Below are 16,361 nucleotides of genomic sequence, written 5' to 3' on the forward strand. Positions count from 1 at the left end.
ACCTAACCCACCGTCTATACCTTAACTACATTGATATGCTTGATCAACCATTATCAAACATCAGTAGTAGCCATCTTGCCGCAGAAGCATTTGCTGCGCTACCGCCTATCATGCAGGCGCGGCTAATACAAAGCCAGCGTGTGATATTGATCGCCAACAACCCGTCGATAGACACAGCGATCTTAAAGACGCTATTGCAGCCTACTGATATGTTGGTGTTATTTAATGATTTTATTCATGCAGACTTCTTTGCTTATCATCCGCTCGCCAAAGATTTACCAAAGCTACTGTTTTTTAGACAAATCGGTGACAGTAAACTGCATTTTGGCCTACCGCCTCGCAGCAATAATGTGACAGCAATACTCGATATGACCAAGCAAGCACCGCTTGGTATCTTGTTTGGCAATACTGCCTATCAGTTTCCCATGCCATGCGATGATCCAAACCCCGCTGATGATCCCATAACGGCTAACCGAGTGCTAGAGATTCCAGAACCGCTTGAGAAACTATTACATAGCGATAAACATTGCGCTGTGCTATCAGAGCAGCATAAAGTAGTGGCAGATTATCCTATTTTTGCTGATATTCATTCCTCTGCGCCGACGTCAGGGTTTTTATTATATCGGTTACTGTTGTCTGCACGCCTGCATATTCAGCAAAAACAGAAAGCTGAGACGCTGCTATCAATAGTTATGTTGGGTTTTAATAATGATGATAAAACTGCGCATTTTTGGGAAGGTCATAATTGGGCGTTTGAGCGGCAAGCGCTTGCAACGCCGCCGACAGGTGTGGAGATTATCCGTCAGTATTAGTTGCCCATCAAAACTCACTACTCATTGATACTAGTGACGCATCGGGATTAGCAGAACTAAGAGCCGTCTACACATACGGCGCAGCTGGACAATGTGCGGCGTCAATCTCAGCGCTACTTGGCTGCCGAAGAATCTCAATGGGCACTGTCTGCGCCTCTTGCCAGTCAATCAAACCTAGCTGCGCAAACGCTACCAGCCAGCCTGCCATCGGCCAATGTTGCCATTTATCATAAAAGCGATTGGCATTAATCACTATGCTATCGAGATGATTGAGTGGCGGCCGGTAGACGCTGTGCTGCTGATGGTAAACCACGTCATTGGTCAAATAAAAATCAATGTCTAAAGCACGTGCCATAAAAGCAAAATCGGTGTCTTCAGCGCCGTAGCCGACATAATCGGTATCAAAACCGCCGATCCGCTCAAACTGATGGCGCATTATCGCAAAGCAAAGACTCCAAAATGCGCCATAGTCTTGCGTTTTTTTAATATTAGCATCGACATTGTCATTGCGATGTTGGGTAAAGTTATCACGATAAGGGTTAAATACCGATAGCTGGTCTAAAGCGTCAGACGCCATTTGACCTTGCTGTAGTTGACTACCTTCATCATCCGTCAAAGGGCGCGTTAAATAACGTGGCTGTCCCATCAGTAGCGCATCAGGATACGTTTGCAATTTATCATATAGCCCGTCGATAAAGTCATAGGCGACGATACAATCCACATCCAAAAAAATCATAGCCTCATAGCTAGCACGTGCAGCGCCAAGATTACGGTTACGACCGATATCAAATGACATGCTATCTGCTACTCCATGCTCGGTCGCTGTAGTCGTTGCTATCTTAATAATATTTAAATCGTAGTCTGCCAGACGTTCAGCCTCGGCGTCATCATTAACGATAACCACCTCGCGCGGCCTGACGCTGCCCTGCGCCAGACTAGCAAGTAAATTGTAAAGATGACGATTGCGCCCATAGCAAGTCGTTATTACACTCACGGGAATGGTGTTATGTGCGGCGTCTTGAGCTCTGGTTGTCGTTGTCATGGAAATATTTGCTCTTATTATTATAAATTTCTTTGTTATTTGTTATTTTTTGGGTTTTAAGTCCAACTGCGGCAACAACCATTCTGCAAACCAATCTTTTACGGAAGTATAGTCAGCAATGCTATTCATAAAGCGTTGCGCCACCAAATTGGCTTGCCTATCTGTTAAAGCAGTCTGCTCATGGTCAATTGACTTATTATTCGTGGAGAGAGAAGACAATAGGCTCTGAATATCCATACTAGAGGCTGTGGCGATAAACTGTGGCCAACTAAGCGCACGACCTTGTTCGATTAATGCTGCTGCCATCACTTCTTGCTCACGGTGCGGGCGCACATCAGGCAATACAATAAGCGGCGTCGCATAATCATAGGCCTGCGCAATTGCGTTCAAGCCACACGCCATCAATAGCAGGTGACTATAGGCGATAAATGGCGTCACATCATCGACGTGGGCGGCAATATCGACACAATGCCGTACTTCATCATTGATAGGGCCAAGAGAGACGATTATAGCGTCTGGTAGTATTTGGCGTAGCTTTGACAACTTGGCATCAATCGCTTCGTGCCCGCCATAGCCTTTAATCACAGTAACGATAGAAGACTTATCGATGCTGGCGACCAGTTGTTTATGAATATAATCATCATGGGTCAATGTCATAAGCTCGTCCATAAACTCACAAAAGCTAGGCAAGCCTTGGGCTTTGCTTGGTAAAAAATCCAGATATAGCGTCTTTTGTCGTACCCAGTCTGGCGTGGCTGCCGCCTCCAATGCTTTAGGATAAGGAGCTAACAATCCAAGCGCGCCCGCAAAGGCGTTTAAGTGCGGCGCATCATCGCGCTCACCTGCTAGCCGTACATAGAGATAAGGCACACTAGCGGTACGGCATAGCATAGCGACTTCGGCGCTAACATCAATAATCATCAGGTCAATCTGGCGCTGATGTATCTCATCAAGCAGCTGCCAACTGCGTCTTTGAATGTCTTTGTTGCCCACTGGCGAGTAGTGCAAACAGCTTGGCTGCCAATACTCACCTGCTCGCCCCGCTAGCACATCATCTGGTCGCTCATCCTCAGCGTCTAAACGTACGATGTGCTCATTATTTATACTGCTAAAGCGATAACCATCAGCCGGTAAACTGGTGAATACTGTCATTTTCGAACGCAGCTCTGGTGGTAGTAAGGCGGCCAGCTTATCTGCTTGGCGGCAGTGCCCCGAGCCGTGATGATGAGCATAGTAGCCGATACGCATGGTAAAAAAGCTCCTAAGAGATGAAGGCAGTCACTGATAGTCACGACATAAAGAAAAAAGGAGAGAACGCTAGGGCGTGTCTTGGATGCTATCGCTGTCATCAACCGCTATTGCCTGCTCATATAAACGCAGATAACCATCGACCATCGTAGCGACTGAACAAAACTGCTCAGCGCGAGCACGACAGGCTGCTCGTGAAATATGCTGAATGTCAGCAAACGCTTGTATAAATGCCTTTTTATCCTTTTTGGGTACGATAATACCTGTCTGATGCGTGATAATCTCAGCACTGGCACCGACATCGAAGCCAATCACAGGTGTACCGCAAGCGAGGCTCTCAGCGAGCGTCAGACCATAAGGCTCATCCCAAGTACTGGTAAATAGCATGGCGGTGACTTGGCTTAACTGCTTGTTGATTTGATTCTTATTTAAATGACCAACATAATCAAATAACGGCATATCGCTATTCCTATCTGCCTCTAACAGCGGTGCCACATAGTCATCGAAATACGCTTCATTACTTTTGGGTCCTGCAATAATCAGGCGCTTGCCTGCCGCTTTGCAGTATTCCATCGCCAAATGCGTGCCCTTTTCAGGACAAATGCGCCCGTACCAGAAGTACACTTCATCAGCAATTGGGTTTGTATTGGCAGTAAATGAGTGAACATCGATGCCGTTATAGACCACATGCGAGGGCACAAACTCAGCAAATAGCTGCTGCTGATGACCACTGATCGCCGTAAACTGAGTCTGCGTACCCAGACGTAGCGTCAGTAGTGCCAGACGCAGCTGCGGAAAAATCGGCGTATGAAACGTGGTAAAAAACCGCGCGCCAAACGCCTGCCCCATCATCATCGGCACATGGTGCAAGCTATGATTGTGTACCACATCTATCATCCCTTGCTCATCACGGCTAATGATATCGCGCAGCGCCTGCTGGTAGACCAGATACTGATACAGCTCCTCGCGGCTCATCTCTACTGACTCATGCTCATCGGCATAAACTGTTTTTTCAAATTCATCACGGGTCATAAAGGGTACTAGTGTGGCATGGGTTTGACTGTCCGCATGAGCGTAGAGCAACACCTGATGACCTTGCGCCACCAACTCATCACAGATCAGCTGAGTGATCATCTCAAGACCACCTGCATAAGGCTGGGCAATGGGATATAACGAGTGCGCGATGATGGCAATACGTAGTGGTCTTCTTACTTTAGCGCTTGCCCCATCGATTGTCTCACACGCCGCCGGTGACTCAGGCAAGTCATATGTCTTGTGCATAACGATGTTAGGGGTTTTAGCTTTTATATGACTATTTGGGTTGGTTTTTATAGAAGTCAGCATACGTCATCCATTTATTATTTTATTATTCAGCTATATATTTTTTTATTGGATCGGTGTTATTTGGACGCTTATTTTGAGTAATATTATCTCTAGCCGTATTTGTATTTTTAGCGATATTATTTTTAATCACACAGCTTTGGTTTACAGTGTTATTGATCTCGTCATACGTATCATGCTCATCAGCATAGCGGTCATCCACCTCAGGTGGATACCCATAATTATCAAAAGCCACTTTTGCTGACCATAGCTTGAGGACAGTGACCACAAACGCACTGACAAATAACAAAGGCGAATACAGCGCTGATAGCGGTGAGGTCACAGCCAAAGTGATGACATTAAGTATGAGTAGCAGTTTTGGTAAGGCACAAACATTGGCCTGCCATACGCTGCGGCGGCTACTAATCACCGCCTGTTTGGGCGTACACACAAATGGCTTGTCGCGGCCCCACAGCACAGGCCACCATGACAACGCGCCGATTTCCCAAAAGTTCAGATGCAGTGCCCACGCTCGTCGCTTATTGGTAAAGGTTGGCGTAACGTGCCGAGCTACCTGCTGATTAAGCGGTGAGCGGTCTTGCGCATAGGCCCACAGCCGTCGCAACAAAAACACGCCATAAGCGGCATAAACCACATATAAGGGCGTAAGCAGCATTGCCATATCCACCTGTGCACCCATTATTAGAGCCGCCAGCACGATAAGCAGCGTACAGACATGCAGCACGATAAAAATCCCCGTGAAATTAATCCAGGCACTCAGCTGCGAAAAATGCGCACGCATATACTGCAAACGCTCGCCCATCGTCTGGCTTACATTTGTATTTGCGCTGCTATCAGCGGTCAGAGATGACGGCGTAACAAAGTAACGGTTGAGCACCTGTACATTGCCATATACCCAGCGCTGCCGCTGAGCGATCAGATCACACAGCGTGGTGGGCAGTATACCGGTAGCAATCACCTTGGGTATAAAACGACTGTGCAGACCCATACGATGGAGCAGCACCCCCATCTGCGCATCTTCAGTAATGGACGCTCCTGACCAGCCGCCCAAACCCACCAAAGCATCTCGGCGTATCACCGCGTAAGTACCGGTAGATAACGCCCGCTGACGATTAAAAGATCGATATAAGTGATGGTTAAAATAATGGTTTAATTCGCTATGGACATCCGCTTTATCTGCATCACGATAAAACTGCGGAAACTGCAATAAAGCATGCTCAGGATACTCGTGGATCGCGCTGATAATGGCATCACGAGCATGTGGCAACGCCTGATAATCACTATCGACCACCACCACATGACTGGCGCTAGGGTTCATCAGTCCTAGCGCCAAGTTGAGCGCACCAGACTTAAACCCTGCCACCGCATCGATATGATAAAAATGCACATTGAGATGCGGCTCTAAGCCATGACAAAAATCTGCCAAAGGCTTATAAAGCTCACGCTTAGTATGGTTGTTATCTATGATTAAAATCTCATCGTCGGCCGCTTTGATGGCTAGTAGCGATTGTATGGTCGCAAGCACCATTGTGGTAGGCTCAGCACGGGTCATCAACTGAAAGCTCAAGCGTATAGGCTGCGCGCCCTCTGCATGAGTCATCGCCTGATCGATAGTACTGACTGCATCATCTGCTAGACGCTCCATCCGCTCAAATTTACCGACAGGTTGCATGCCATTGTTTGTGTCATTTTTTATACCCTTTTGGGTGTTTTGGCGGTAGTGCTTTAGGCAATCATTGCTACGTAGATGGCTGGTTACTTGCTCGTTTATATGGTTGTTTATATGATTGTTTAATACAGGGTCTTTATACCATCTGGTCTGCGCGCGTTTGGAGGCTGGTAGATAAGCGCCAAAGGCATGCGCCGCTCGATTGCTTATAGCTTCACTGCCATTATCGTTATGATTCTGACCAACGCTGCAAGCAAACCGCTCAGCATTTGGCGTATCCTGTATCACTGGATATAAGCCCGACATACCTGAGCGGCCATCAGAATAGACCTCCTTATTGACTGTCATGATTCATCCTTTGATAAATATATCGACATTGTCAGCGGCATCGTTTGCCCGCGACATGAATGATTGATGATATAAATCCGTGCGATAAACACTGAGATAATTGATGATAGTCAAAAAGATCGGTGATAATTATTTATAAACTGTCTAAAAAAATAGATTAATGTAACTTCAAGTAAAACATGTAAAAACTTTTATAAATTAATACTTTATAATCCAAAAAACTTTAGCCGGCGTCTATTACCTCGAGTTTGCAACCAGTCTTTGCGCTCATAAATATTTTATACAGACAAAAAAATACCGCACTTATATATGATAAGCGCGGTATTTGACAGTGTCTCAGCAGCCAGAAGGCGTTAGTTTAAGATACCATAAGCGCACAGTGCGTCCGCCACCCGCTTAAAGCCGACGATATTGGCCCCTGCCATATAGTCGATATAGCCGTTGTCCGTTTGACCATAGTTTGCTGATGCTTCAGCCGCGCCGTCATGGATGTTTTTCATGATGCGCTTTAGGCGCTCATCTATTTCTTCAAAGGTTTTGTATTGACGTACCGAGTTTTGTGACATCTCAAGACCTGAGACTGCCACGCCGCCTGCGTTTGCTGCCTTACCTGGTGCATAGTGCACACGGTGCAAACGGATATGATCGACTGCCTCTGCTGTCAGCGGCATGTTTGCGCCTTCGACGATATATCTGATGCCGTTTTCGACCATATGTTTGGCATCGTCTTCGTTGACTTCATTTTGTGTGGCTGATGGAATGGCGATATCACCTTTGATGTGCCAAGGCTTTTGCTGCGCGAACCACTCACCACCATAGACATCGACATAATCGCACAGTGGCTTACTCTGGGCTTTTTGCGCTTTTAGCCAATCGATTTTTTCTTGATTTAGGCCATTTGCATCATAGAGCGTCCCTTGTGAGTCGGAGACCGTCAGAACTGTCGCGCCTAGCATGCAGGCTTTTTCGGCGGCATGGAGCGAGACGTTGCCTGCCCCTGACACCAGTACTTTTTTGCCTTCGATACTTTCGTTTTGAGCAGCGAGCATGTTTTCTAAGAAGTACACCGCACCGTAGCCTGTCGCTTCTGTACGCATCAAGCTACCACCGAATCCCACCCCCTTACCTGTCAACACGCCACCGTATTCGCGCGTTAAGTTTTTGTACATGGCAAACATATAGCTGACCTCACGGCCGCCGACACCGATATCACCAGCTGGCACATCGATGTCTTTATTGACATAGTGGTGCAGCTCACGCATAAACGCATAGCAAAAGCGGCGAATTTCGCTGTCTGTTTTGCCTTTAGGATCAAAATCAGCGCCCCCTTTACCGCCGCCCATCGGCAAGCCTGTCAAAGCGTTTTTGAAAATTTGCTCAAAGCCCAAAAACTTAAGCACTGACTGGTTGACGGTTGGATGAAACCGTACGCCGCCTTTGTAAGGGCCAAGAGCGTTGCTGAACTGGACACGCCAGCCGCGGTTGACTTGTACTTCACCTTTATCGTTTTCCCAGTTGACGCGAAAGCAGATAATACGATCTGGTTCAACCAAACGCTCGAATATCTTCATTTTTTGAAATTCAGGATGGGCATCGTATAAAGGCGCGATAGTCAGTGCCACTTCTTTGACGGCTTGGACAAATTCAGGTTGATGGGCGTAACGCGCTTCGACTTTTTCGATGGCCTGACTGATACTCATATAGGTTCCTTAGGGTAAAAATGGTGGACGTGTTTATTTACATCGATGTCGCGTCGTATGGCAACAAACGAAGGGGATTATGGACATTGATGTAAGACTACAATCGCCCCTATACACTGCGGGTATATAGAGGCTCGTGGGAGTAGAAAAGCGGGATAATGTGACGCCTGAACAAGACGCTCAGTAGCAATGACCGTTTCTATCGTATAACTATATATCATTTTTTTGGGGTATAAGTCTAGTGAATATCACCATCATGAAAAGTTATGGTCAACGTTTTTTGTATAAATCATTCGTTTGTCTGACCGCTACGCAGGCTGCTAGGCATTGTGAGCATAAAGTAAAGCGCTGGGTAAATGAAGCAAAAATTGCTACAAGCCTACTGTCTGATTGCAAGTGGCTGGGCAAAATAGAGAGAATAAAACCTTATTGCCAACTTTAGTTCGGCTTAAAATTAAAAACAACAGATAAAAGGTTGATAATGACAACTAGACGGTCAAAAAATAGCAGAACCCAGCCATTTGTTTGCTGTAACATATATCAATATAAGTGGTAAGGGTTTATAATGACCAGCGTTTGCTTCAGCCCTTTTTAGTGTCGCTGATAGTGATCTCATCCATTCAATAACCCGTCATAGAGAAAGTGATATGCGTACAGATTCGTTCCAACAAATCTTGGAAGACCTAAACAGCTCATCTGCCGATGTCGAAGCATCTGCCCTAATTTCTAACGATGGTCTGATGATTGCATCAGCCCTACCATCAGGCGTTGATGAAGACCGTGTTGGCGCTATGTCAGCCGCTTTATTGTCATTGGGTGACCGTGCAGGTCGCGAGCTGGCGCGTGGTAGTATCGATCGTATTATGATCCAAGGCGAAAAAGGCTATGTCATCATGACCTCATCAGGCGATGAAGCGGTATTGACCATCATGGCCAAGCCAAACGCCAAGCTCGGTTTGATCTTTTTGGACATCAAACGCGCCTCAGAAGCCCTAGCAAAACTTATTTAATCAATCATTGTTTGCCAGTCAATCATGACGAATACAACGATAGATAAATACAACAATAAATAAAGGAGATTACTATGGGTTCTCCAATCCCTGATGCACCAAAGCCGGATATGCCAGCTGAGCAGATGACGCTGACTTACTATGATGGCACCTCTCGGACTGTCTATGATACGGGTGTTGAGCGCCCTTATCCTGATGGTAAGCTTATCGTCTCGCGTACCGACTTAGACGGTATTCTAACTCACGTCAACGATGCTTTTGTCGAGATTAGTGGTTACACCAAAGACGAGCTGCTTGGCCAGCCGCAGTCTATCCTGCGCCATCCTGATATGCCAAAAGCGGCTTATCAAGATTTGTGGGACACAGCAAAAGCTGGAAAGAAGTGGCATGGCTATGTCAAAAATTTATGCAAAGACGGCAGTCACTACTGGGTATATGCTACTGTGGTGCCAAACGTGCGCCGCGGTGAAACCGTGGGCTATACCTCAGTACGCCGCAAGCCATCACGTAGCAAAATCGAAGCGGCAATGGCTCAGTACGCCCAAATGAAACAAGATGAGGAAGGGTAAATCATGACGACACACAATATGTTAATCGCCCCTGATTTTTCGCCTGAGCGTTTTGCAGGTTGGCATATGTTTAACACCTTGATTCAAAAGCGTGCCAACTTAAACATGCACCTAAATACGCCAGCCTCACACGCAGAGCAACAACAAATCATCACGGCTGGGGACATTCAGGTCATCTATGCCAACCCTTTTGATGCGGCAACTTTGATCCGTGAACAAGGCTACAAAGCGGTCGCACGTCCTATCGGCAAATCTGACGAAATGGTCATCGCCGCTGGTGCCAACAGCGACATCAATGTCTTAGAAGATATCAAAGCTGGTGCCACCATCGCGATGGCAAACAACCGCGATGTCAAGCTGATTGGTTTGCGCCTGCTTGAGGCTGTCGATATAGAAGAGTCTGATCTGAGCTGGGATGTCACCGAAACATATCAAGCTGCCGCGCGTAAAGTCATCAAAGGCGATGCGCAGGCAGCGTTCTTCTTGGCAGAGGTATTTCACGGTTTTTCTCGTCTTACCAAAGCTCAGCTATCGGTATTGATCGAAAGTGATTTGGCTGATATCAGTCATGTGCTGCTGATCAAAGACGATTTTCCAGATACCGATATCTTTATGGATGCCATACTCAACCTGCACAACGACCCAGACGGTCAAGAAGCATTGGCCGAGCTGGGTATGCCGCAAGGATTTGAGGCCATGGATGAAGAAGACGCCGAGTTTATGATTGATTTGATGGAAACCTTGCTTGATTAGTCGTTACTTGCTATCTTGCTTTGGCTGATTTTATTTTTTCATGGTCGATGACAGTCGTCATCGCCGTGATTATTGGGTCATGTCCATACAACTCAACACCATAGGCGCAGCCGCTATCAAGGCAAGAATAACCGCAACGAAGATGTGATCTAAAGGATCCTGTTATGTCTGATGTAGATCTGATCAAAGAAGCCGAGACCGAGGCGCGCCGTGCGTTTCGCTTTTACTCACGCAAAGTATTTTTGGCACCTGCCAATCGTCACTTTCATGAACAGCGTATCAACGCTGCCCTACTGCTGAGCGAAAAAGAGCCGCTACAGGGCGCGGTGGCAGATTTTTTTTATGGCTGCTGGTACGATATTCCTTACGATGTCAATAACCTATTTACCCGTATTAAAGACCGTCTGTACCCTCATGTTGCACAAGGCTTTCGCGACTGCATTGACAAAAAACGCTACATCCAGCGCAACAGTATGCTGGCGACGCGTTGGAGTGTATTGATATCGCCGTCGCTCAATGAGCAAAAACAGCGACTGCGCATCAGTAGCGACGATGCCAAAGAAATCTCCAAAGACATCACCGCCGAGCTGATGCAAGCACGTGCCGAGGAGGACTGGGGCACGATTGAACAAATCGAAAACGAGTTTTTTGCCCACTGTATCGCTCGCAATGATCGTCTGGCTTTTTCTTTGGTTTGGTTTCGCTTAGGCAAAAGTGACTGGCACTTTGACGAGCGCTGGAACAACTGCCAACAACGTCTTGATCAAACCAAAACCATCAAAACTTAACTTATCGCCTGTTTTATAATTTCATCACAATGGTAGCCGCTATGTCCTCTTACTTAAATGCTGATAAAACCTATCTTACCCTAACCCCAGCCGGTATTTTTGAGGCATTTTCCCAAAGCGAACCTACAGAGGAGCAGCTATCGTTACAAGACCTACTCTCTTATGAGCAAACCCTACTCGCCGCTGATTGGCTAGAGCGCTACTCTGAGACGTGGTTACAGCGCTTTATAGAGGCCGGCTGGATCGAAAAGTTGTCCCTGTTTTTGCCCGCGCCCAACTTACCATTGGATCAGTTTTTGCCTTATGTCGTCGCAAGCCTATCTGGTAAGCGCCGTGCCGCTATCGGCTCTGATGAGGGCTTTTGTCTGGCGCGCATCGGCTATAACCAAGAAGAAGCGGATATGCTGAGTGTGGCGGCGGCTGACTTTTCAGGCTTTATGCTGCGTCAAAAACAACGCGGCTGGGCAGTAGAAAGCCAAGCAATTTCGTTTTTTCAGCAAGTTGACTTGTTGATTCCTGAGACCAGTTTTGTGTTTTTGTGGATTGATGGCTCAGGATATGTGCTGATCATCGATGGCGAGCCGCTCACCAATAGCCGCGCTTTTGTAGAGCTGGTTTGGGCACTCAAAACCTCTGGACTCCGATTTTTAAATTAAGCATCTATGGCGTACTTGCTCATAACTCGTGACGGTCATGACTTTTATAAACATAAACATAAACATAAAAATAGACATGACTGACGTATCATATTCTCATTAAGAGGCACGCACTCCACTTCTATGTTTGCGTTTATAGCAGACAACTTGGTGCGGTGCGCGCTCTTTTTATCCACAATGCCCTCCTTTATCTTTATACCATACCGCCATGCTTTTATATAAGCAACGAGATAGCTGACGGCGGCACACTTCGCAACGATACTACCCTCATACGTAACAGTAGCTGGCATCGTATTGCGTCATACTGACCTTTGACGTATGCCAACCTTTACTTGTCTGTTTTTATTGATTTTATTGAACTGATGTTTTATTGAACTGCATATAGGCAGTGTTGAATATTTACCAATAACCACTGCTGTGTATGACCCACCATTTATATCAACCAGCTCCCTACACATTACGTCATTGCACAAAAACCCAGCCTTTGAACGTGGCACTCCTTGCCAAACCTTGCACTCTTGCTTATTTTTTAAGACAGTTTATGACTTCGCTGACGACTGTGCGCGTGCGTTATCAAACGATTGAAATCGGCAATACCGACATCCGTATTTGTACGCTACGTGACAATCAACAATTTTAAGCTGACCAATAAAATGCTGGAGTTTGGTTTTAGCAGTCAGCACGTAAGGCCAGAGGATACCTCTTATCTTGAGCTGCCTTTTAAGGGTCATATTTTGACCTTTGCACGCAAGGCTATGGCATCCCCCTCCTGTATGATGAACGCCTGATGTGATGGCCGCATCTTGCCACTGCTGGCGCGTGATCCAGTGAGCCATTAGGGGTTTGTAAATCCGCTGTGACATTGCTTGGTCAAAAAAACAAACCAAAGTTTATTTAATAATATGATTGCAATCGCAATATCATTCTTCTAGCATGAATTGATAGATAGCAATTGCGCATAAACCTCAAATAACTTTAAACAATATCAATTATATAAAAGATATCAGGCAGATAGATATGAAAAATACCAACACTCCCCTACGTATCGATATCGTCTCAGACGTGGTGTGCCCTTGGTGCGTCGTTGGCTACCGCCAATTGGCCGCAGCGCTTGAGCAAAGCAATACAGACTATGAGATACATTGGCACCCTTTTGAATTAAACCCAAAAATGCCAAAAGAAGGACAAAATATGCGTGAGCACATCATGGAAAAGTATGGCTCAAGTAAGGCAGAATCGGATGCCAGCCGCGCCAGAATAACAGAGGCGGGAAATGAGGTCGGCTTTCAGTTTCACTTCAACGACGACACATGGATGCACAATACCTTTAATGCGCACCAGCTCTTGCACTGGGCCGAAAAACAAGGCCACAGACATGAGTTAAAGCAAGCGCTTTTTGCAGCGCACTTCACGGACAACCGCGATATATCGGATAACGCGGTACTGGCCGATATCGCAGCAGAGGTCGGCTTAGATCGAAGCGAGGCACTGGCGGTCTTAGCAGACCAGCGTTTTGCTCGAGAGATACGCGCAGAAGAGCAGCACTGGCAGCAGCAAGGCATTCAAAGTGTGCCAGCGATGATTTTTAATGAGCGTCACTTGGTAAGCGGTGCGCAAGGGGTAGACAATTACCTCAATATCTTAGGGCAATTGGCCCATATGCCCGACTAAACCCTAAGCGTTGTCGATGAAAGGATATCTTATGCACGCTCACCCAACACCTGCGGTTATCGTCTTTGATGTCAACGAGACGCTACTCGACATAACCACTTTAGCGCCGTTATTTGCACGCCTATTCGGTGACGAAAAAATGCTCAGAGAGTGGTTTGCCCAGCTGGTGCTATAAGCGTTTCTCAAACGTCCTTATAATGCCTTGTTGTCCGCCCCCAATGTGCCAATACCGGACTTTATGGCCACAGACTTGACTACGCTTGCAGAGCAAATCATTCATCGCGCGCAAGGCTAATCGCTATGGTTTGTCTTGAGCATAAAAAAATACCGCCCCATAATAGGCGCGGTATTTTCAGTTTATCGTTTGCTGCTTAACTTAATGTTTACTCAGAAAAGTGCACCACCGAACGAATACTCTCACCTTTATGCATCAAATCAAAGGCCTCGTTGATGTCTTCTAACGGCATGGTGTGAGTGATGAAGTCTTGTAGCGGAATTTCACCTGCTAGGTAGCGCTCGACGTAGCCGGGCAACTCGCTGCGGCCTTTGACCCCGCCAAATGCTGAACCTTTCCAAACACGGCCTGTCACTAGCTGGAATGGACGGGTTGAGATTTCTTGGCCTGCGCCTGCAACCCCGATGATGACCGACTCGCCCCAGCCTTTGTGGCAGCACTCTAGTGCTGAGCGCATGACATCGACATTACCGATACATTCAAACGAATAATCCACGCCGCCGTCGGTCAATTCGACGATGACATCCTGAATGGGCTTATCATAATTTTTTGGGTTGATGCAATCTGTCGCGCCAAGCTTTTTGGCCAATTCAAACTTGCTCTCGTTGATATCGATAGCGATGATACGGCTGGCTTTGGCCATTTGCGCGCCGATGATAGCGGATAGTCCGATGCCGCCCAGCCCAAAGATAGCAACCGTTGCGCCCTCCTCGACTTTGGCAGTATTCATCACAGCGCCCATGCCCGTAGTCACGCCGCAGCCCAGCAAGCAGACTTCTTCTAATGGCGCTTCTTTATTGACTTTGGCCAATGAAATCTCTGGCAACACCGTGTATTCAGAAAAAGTCGAGCAGCCCATATAATGGTAAATCGGCTTACCATCTTTGTAAAAACGCGTGGTACCATCTGGCATCAGGCCTTTACCTTGGGTTTCGCGTACTGCCGAGCATAGGTTGGTTTTACCTGAACGACACATTTTACAGACGCCGCACTCTGCGGTGTACAACGGAATGACATGGTCGCCGACTTGCACGCTGGTCACGCCTTCACCGACTTGCTCGACGATACCGCCACCTTCGTGACCCAAAATCGCAGGAAATACGCCTTCTGGGTCTTCACCAGATAAGGTGAACGCATCAGTATGGCAAACGCCGCTGGCGACAATCTTTACCAGCACTTCACCTTTTTTGGGCAGCATTACATCGACTTCTTCGATAGATAGCGGCTCATTTGGCCCCCACGCGATAGCGGCTTTGGACTTAATAAAATTATCTGACATAGTATTCTCTCTTGTAATCATAAATAAGTGATGGCGTTAATCACGCTCAGACCAATTTAGCTTATAGCGCTTACACTGTAGAGGCAAGCGCTAGTTTGAGTCGTCTATAGGCGTTGGTTTTATATTGTCCATTATAGTTGTTTCTGCTGTGATAACAATGTGTTATATTTGCAAATATCTTTTTCACAGTGGTAATAATCATGCGCTGGGATGGTATTAGTGAGTTTGTCTATGTGGCTGAATACGAGAGCTTTACCCGAGCAGCAAAGGAGCTGGGCATCTCCACCGCGCAGGTCAGTCGGCAGATTAGCGCGTTAGAAAAACGCCTGAATATTAAATTGCTCTATCGTACGACGCGGAAGGTGTCGCTCACAGAAGAAGGGCGGGTGTTTTATCAGCATTGCCGCGGCGTGCTCGATGGCTTGGATGCCGCCGAGCAAGCGGTGAGTAACTTACAATCTAAGCCGCAAGGCAGAATCAAACTCACCGCCCCTGTCACCTATGGCGAGCAGCAACTATTGCCCCTGATCAATGACTTTATGGTGCAATACCGCGATATCGAAGTGACAGCCTTTTTGAGCAATCAAAAAATAGATCTAATAGAGGGCGGCTATGATCTAGCGGTGCGTATTGGCAAATTAAGCGACTCAACCATGATGGCAAAAAAACTCAGTCGCCGTACCAACTTTGTCTGCGCTGCACCTGCTTACCTCAAAAGATATGGTACACCATACACACTGTCTGATCTGCACAAACATAACTGCCTACTTGGTACACGTGATTATTGGCACTTTATCGAAATTAATAAACAGGCTAACAAGGCAGTGGGTCAGCAAGCGCACAAACCAACGGACACAGAAAAAAACCTACGCGTCTCAGGCAGCGTGCAATATAACAGCGGCCACAGCTTAGTGGATGCAGCATTAAAGGGTCTGGGTATCGTGCAGCTGCCTGATTATTATGTGCAGCAATATCTGGCCTCAGGGGCATTGATCAGCGTACTGGATAACTATAGAGAGCCTGAAGAAAGTATTTGGGCGATTTATCCGCACAATCGTCATTTATCGCCAAAGATTCGCTTGCTGGTGGATTATCTGGCAGCGCGTCTGGCATAGTTGGCGCTCTTACATCATCGCTGATAAGATCTAGTTGTCACGCGCGCCTTTATTATGCATGGTTTATTACGCACAATGCTATAAAGCATCGCGCTTTGATATACAAAGAGTACTTATATAGTGAG

The 16,361-nt window shown here is 46.8% G+C and carries 15 protein-coding genes; 9 read left to right on the forward strand and 6 right to left on the reverse strand.

The genetic code is table 11. The annotated features are described in order from the left end of the window. Positions 1–35 precede the first annotated feature (35 nt). Positions 36–812, forward strand: coding sequence for a hypothetical protein (locus ACNFVB_RS10545; RefSeq protein WP_430737461.1), 777 nt, complete (start codon positions 36–38; stop codon positions 810–812). A 67-nt stretch (positions 813–879) separates the two neighbouring features. Here ACNFVB_RS10545 and ACNFVB_RS10550 read toward each other — a convergent pair whose 3' ends face one another. From ACNFVB_RS10550 to gdhA, 5 genes are all read right to left on the reverse strand, one after another. Beyond that, a complete protein-coding gene (locus ACNFVB_RS10550; protein ID WP_430737462.1) occupies positions 880–1,854 on the reverse strand; it encodes a glycosyltransferase family 2 protein in 975 nt (324 codons plus the stop codon). A gap of 42 nt (positions 1,855–1,896) precedes the next feature. Continuing rightward, positions 1,897–3,102 (reverse strand): hypothetical protein, encoded by a 1,206-nt coding sequence (locus tag ACNFVB_RS10555; protein ID WP_430737463.1) that lies wholly within the window; start codon positions 3,100–3,102, stop codon positions 1,897–1,899. A 69-nt stretch (positions 3,103–3,171) separates the two neighbouring features. After that, positions 3,172–4,446 (reverse strand): glycosyltransferase, encoded by a 1,275-nt coding sequence (locus ACNFVB_RS10560; RefSeq protein ID WP_430737464.1) that lies wholly within the window; start codon positions 4,444–4,446, stop codon positions 3,172–3,174. Positions 4,447–4,468: 22 nt separating this feature from the next. After that, positions 4,469–6,460 carry a glycosyltransferase family 2 protein gene (locus ACNFVB_RS10565; protein ID WP_430737465.1) on the reverse strand — a complete coding sequence of 664 codons (1,992 nt, stop codon included), beginning with the start codon at positions 6,458–6,460 and terminating at the stop codon, positions 4,469–4,471. A gap of 353 nt (positions 6,461–6,813) precedes the next feature. Then, positions 6,814–8,160: an NADP-specific glutamate dehydrogenase gene (gdhA, locus tag ACNFVB_RS10570; RefSeq protein ID WP_198335420.1), complete on the reverse strand. Its 1,347-nt coding sequence runs from the start codon at positions 8,158–8,160 to the stop codon at positions 6,814–6,816. Between the two features lie 647 nt (positions 8,161–8,807). On the opposite strand from gdhA, the gene ACNFVB_RS10575 reads away from it, so the two are divergent. The 7 genes from ACNFVB_RS10575 (at position 8,808) to ACNFVB_RS10605 (ending at position 13,782) form a co-directional block, all read left to right on the forward strand. Next, positions 8,808–9,170 carry a roadblock/LC7 domain-containing protein gene (locus ACNFVB_RS10575; protein WP_105243989.1) on the forward strand — a complete coding sequence of 121 codons (363 nt, stop codon included), beginning with the start codon at positions 8,808–8,810 and terminating at the stop codon, positions 9,168–9,170. A 74-nt stretch (positions 9,171–9,244) separates the two neighbouring features. After that, positions 9,245–9,739, forward strand: a complete 495-nt coding sequence (locus ACNFVB_RS10580) for a PAS domain-containing protein (protein WP_430737466.1) — start codon at positions 9,245–9,247, stop codon at positions 9,737–9,739. 3 nt (positions 9,740–9,742) lie between these two features. Then, complete coding sequence (locus tag ACNFVB_RS10585) at positions 9,743–10,492, forward strand: PhnD/SsuA/transferrin family substrate-binding protein (RefSeq protein ID WP_430737467.1); 750 nt, start codon at positions 9,743–9,745, stop codon at positions 10,490–10,492. Between the two features lie 164 nt (positions 10,493–10,656). Beyond that, on the forward strand, positions 10,657–11,280 hold the full coding sequence (locus ACNFVB_RS10590) for a hypothetical protein (protein ID WP_075100532.1): 624 nt from the start codon (positions 10,657–10,659) through the stop codon (positions 11,278–11,280). A 41-nt stretch (positions 11,281–11,321) separates the two neighbouring features. Beyond that, complete coding sequence (locus ACNFVB_RS10595) at positions 11,322–11,936, forward strand: hypothetical protein (protein ID WP_105243993.1); 615 nt, start codon at positions 11,322–11,324, stop codon at positions 11,934–11,936. Positions 11,937–12,953: 1,017 nt separating this feature from the next. Further along, complete coding sequence (locus tag ACNFVB_RS10600) at positions 12,954–13,607, forward strand: DsbA family oxidoreductase (RefSeq protein WP_430737468.1); 654 nt, start codon at positions 12,954–12,956, stop codon at positions 13,605–13,607. 31 nt (positions 13,608–13,638) lie between these two features. Continuing rightward, on the forward strand, positions 13,639–13,782 hold the full coding sequence (locus tag ACNFVB_RS10605; protein WP_430737469.1) for a hypothetical protein: 144 nt from the start codon (positions 13,639–13,641) through the stop codon (positions 13,780–13,782). Positions 13,783–13,990: 208 nt separating this feature from the next. On the opposite strand, the gene ACNFVB_RS10610 is transcribed toward ACNFVB_RS10605, so the two are convergent. Further along, complete coding sequence (locus ACNFVB_RS10610; protein WP_201583587.1) at positions 13,991–15,121, reverse strand: S-(hydroxymethyl)glutathione dehydrogenase/class III alcohol dehydrogenase; 1,131 nt, start codon at positions 15,119–15,121, stop codon at positions 13,991–13,993. 200 nt (positions 15,122–15,321) lie between these two features. Here ACNFVB_RS10610 and ACNFVB_RS10615 point away from each other — a divergent pair, with 200 nt between their 5' ends. Next, positions 15,322–16,236: a LysR family transcriptional regulator gene (locus tag ACNFVB_RS10615; protein ID WP_430737470.1), complete on the forward strand. Its 915-nt coding sequence runs from the start codon at positions 15,322–15,324 to the stop codon at positions 16,234–16,236. Positions 16,237–16,361: the final 125 nt, after the last annotated feature.

Source organism: Psychrobacter sp. VH5 (assembly GCF_050572635.1).
Taxonomy (GTDB): domain Bacteria; phylum Pseudomonadota; class Gammaproteobacteria; order Pseudomonadales; family Moraxellaceae; genus Psychrobacter; species Psychrobacter celer.

What these genes read in the sequence shown, in the direction of transcription:
- ACNFVB_RS10615 (WP_430737470.1), top strand. Translation starts at nt 15,322, where the DNA reads ATGCGCTGGGATGGTATTAGTGAGTTTGTCTATGTGGCTGAATACGAG.
- ACNFVB_RS10605 (WP_430737469.1), top strand. Translation starts at nt 13,639, where the DNA reads ATGCACGCTCACCCAACACCTGCGGTTATCGTCTTTGATGTCAACGAG.
- ACNFVB_RS10555 (WP_430737463.1), bottom strand. Translation starts at nt 3,102, where the DNA reads ATGCGTATCGGCTACTATGCTCATCATCACGGCTCGGGGCACTGCCGC.
- ACNFVB_RS10590 (WP_075100532.1), top strand. Translation starts at nt 10,657, where the DNA reads ATGTCTGATGTAGATCTGATCAAAGAAGCCGAGACCGAGGCGCGCCGT.
- ACNFVB_RS10565 (WP_430737465.1), bottom strand. Translation starts at nt 6,460, where the DNA reads ATGACAGTCAATAAGGAGGTCTATTCTGATGGCCGCTCAGGTATGTCG.
- ACNFVB_RS10550 (WP_430737462.1), bottom strand. Translation starts at nt 1,854, where the DNA reads ATGACAACGACAACCAGAGCTCAAGACGCCGCACATAACACCATTCCC.
- ACNFVB_RS10545 (WP_430737461.1), top strand. Translation starts at nt 36, where the DNA reads ATGCTTGATCAACCATTATCAAACATCAGTAGTAGCCATCTTGCCGCA.
- ACNFVB_RS10560 (WP_430737464.1), bottom strand. Translation starts at nt 4,446, where the DNA reads ATGCTGACTTCTATAAAAACCAACCCAAATAGTCATATAAAAGCTAAA.
- ACNFVB_RS10595 (WP_105243993.1), top strand. Translation starts at nt 11,322, where the DNA reads ATGTCCTCTTACTTAAATGCTGATAAAACCTATCTTACCCTAACCCCA.
- ACNFVB_RS10585 (WP_430737467.1), top strand. Translation starts at nt 9,743, where the DNA reads ATGACGACACACAATATGTTAATCGCCCCTGATTTTTCGCCTGAGCGT.
- ACNFVB_RS10600 (WP_430737468.1), top strand. Translation starts at nt 12,954, where the DNA reads ATGAAAAATACCAACACTCCCCTACGTATCGATATCGTCTCAGACGTG.
- ACNFVB_RS10580 (WP_430737466.1), top strand. Translation starts at nt 9,245, where the DNA reads ATGGGTTCTCCAATCCCTGATGCACCAAAGCCGGATATGCCAGCTGAG.
- ACNFVB_RS10610 (WP_201583587.1), bottom strand. Translation starts at nt 15,121, where the DNA reads ATGTCAGATAATTTTATTAAGTCCAAAGCCGCTATCGCGTGGGGGCCA.
- gdhA (WP_198335420.1), bottom strand. Translation starts at nt 8,160, where the DNA reads ATGAGTATCAGTCAGGCCATCGAAAAAGTCGAAGCGCGTTACGCCCAT.
- ACNFVB_RS10575 (WP_105243989.1), top strand. Translation starts at nt 8,808, where the DNA reads ATGCGTACAGATTCGTTCCAACAAATCTTGGAAGACCTAAACAGCTCA.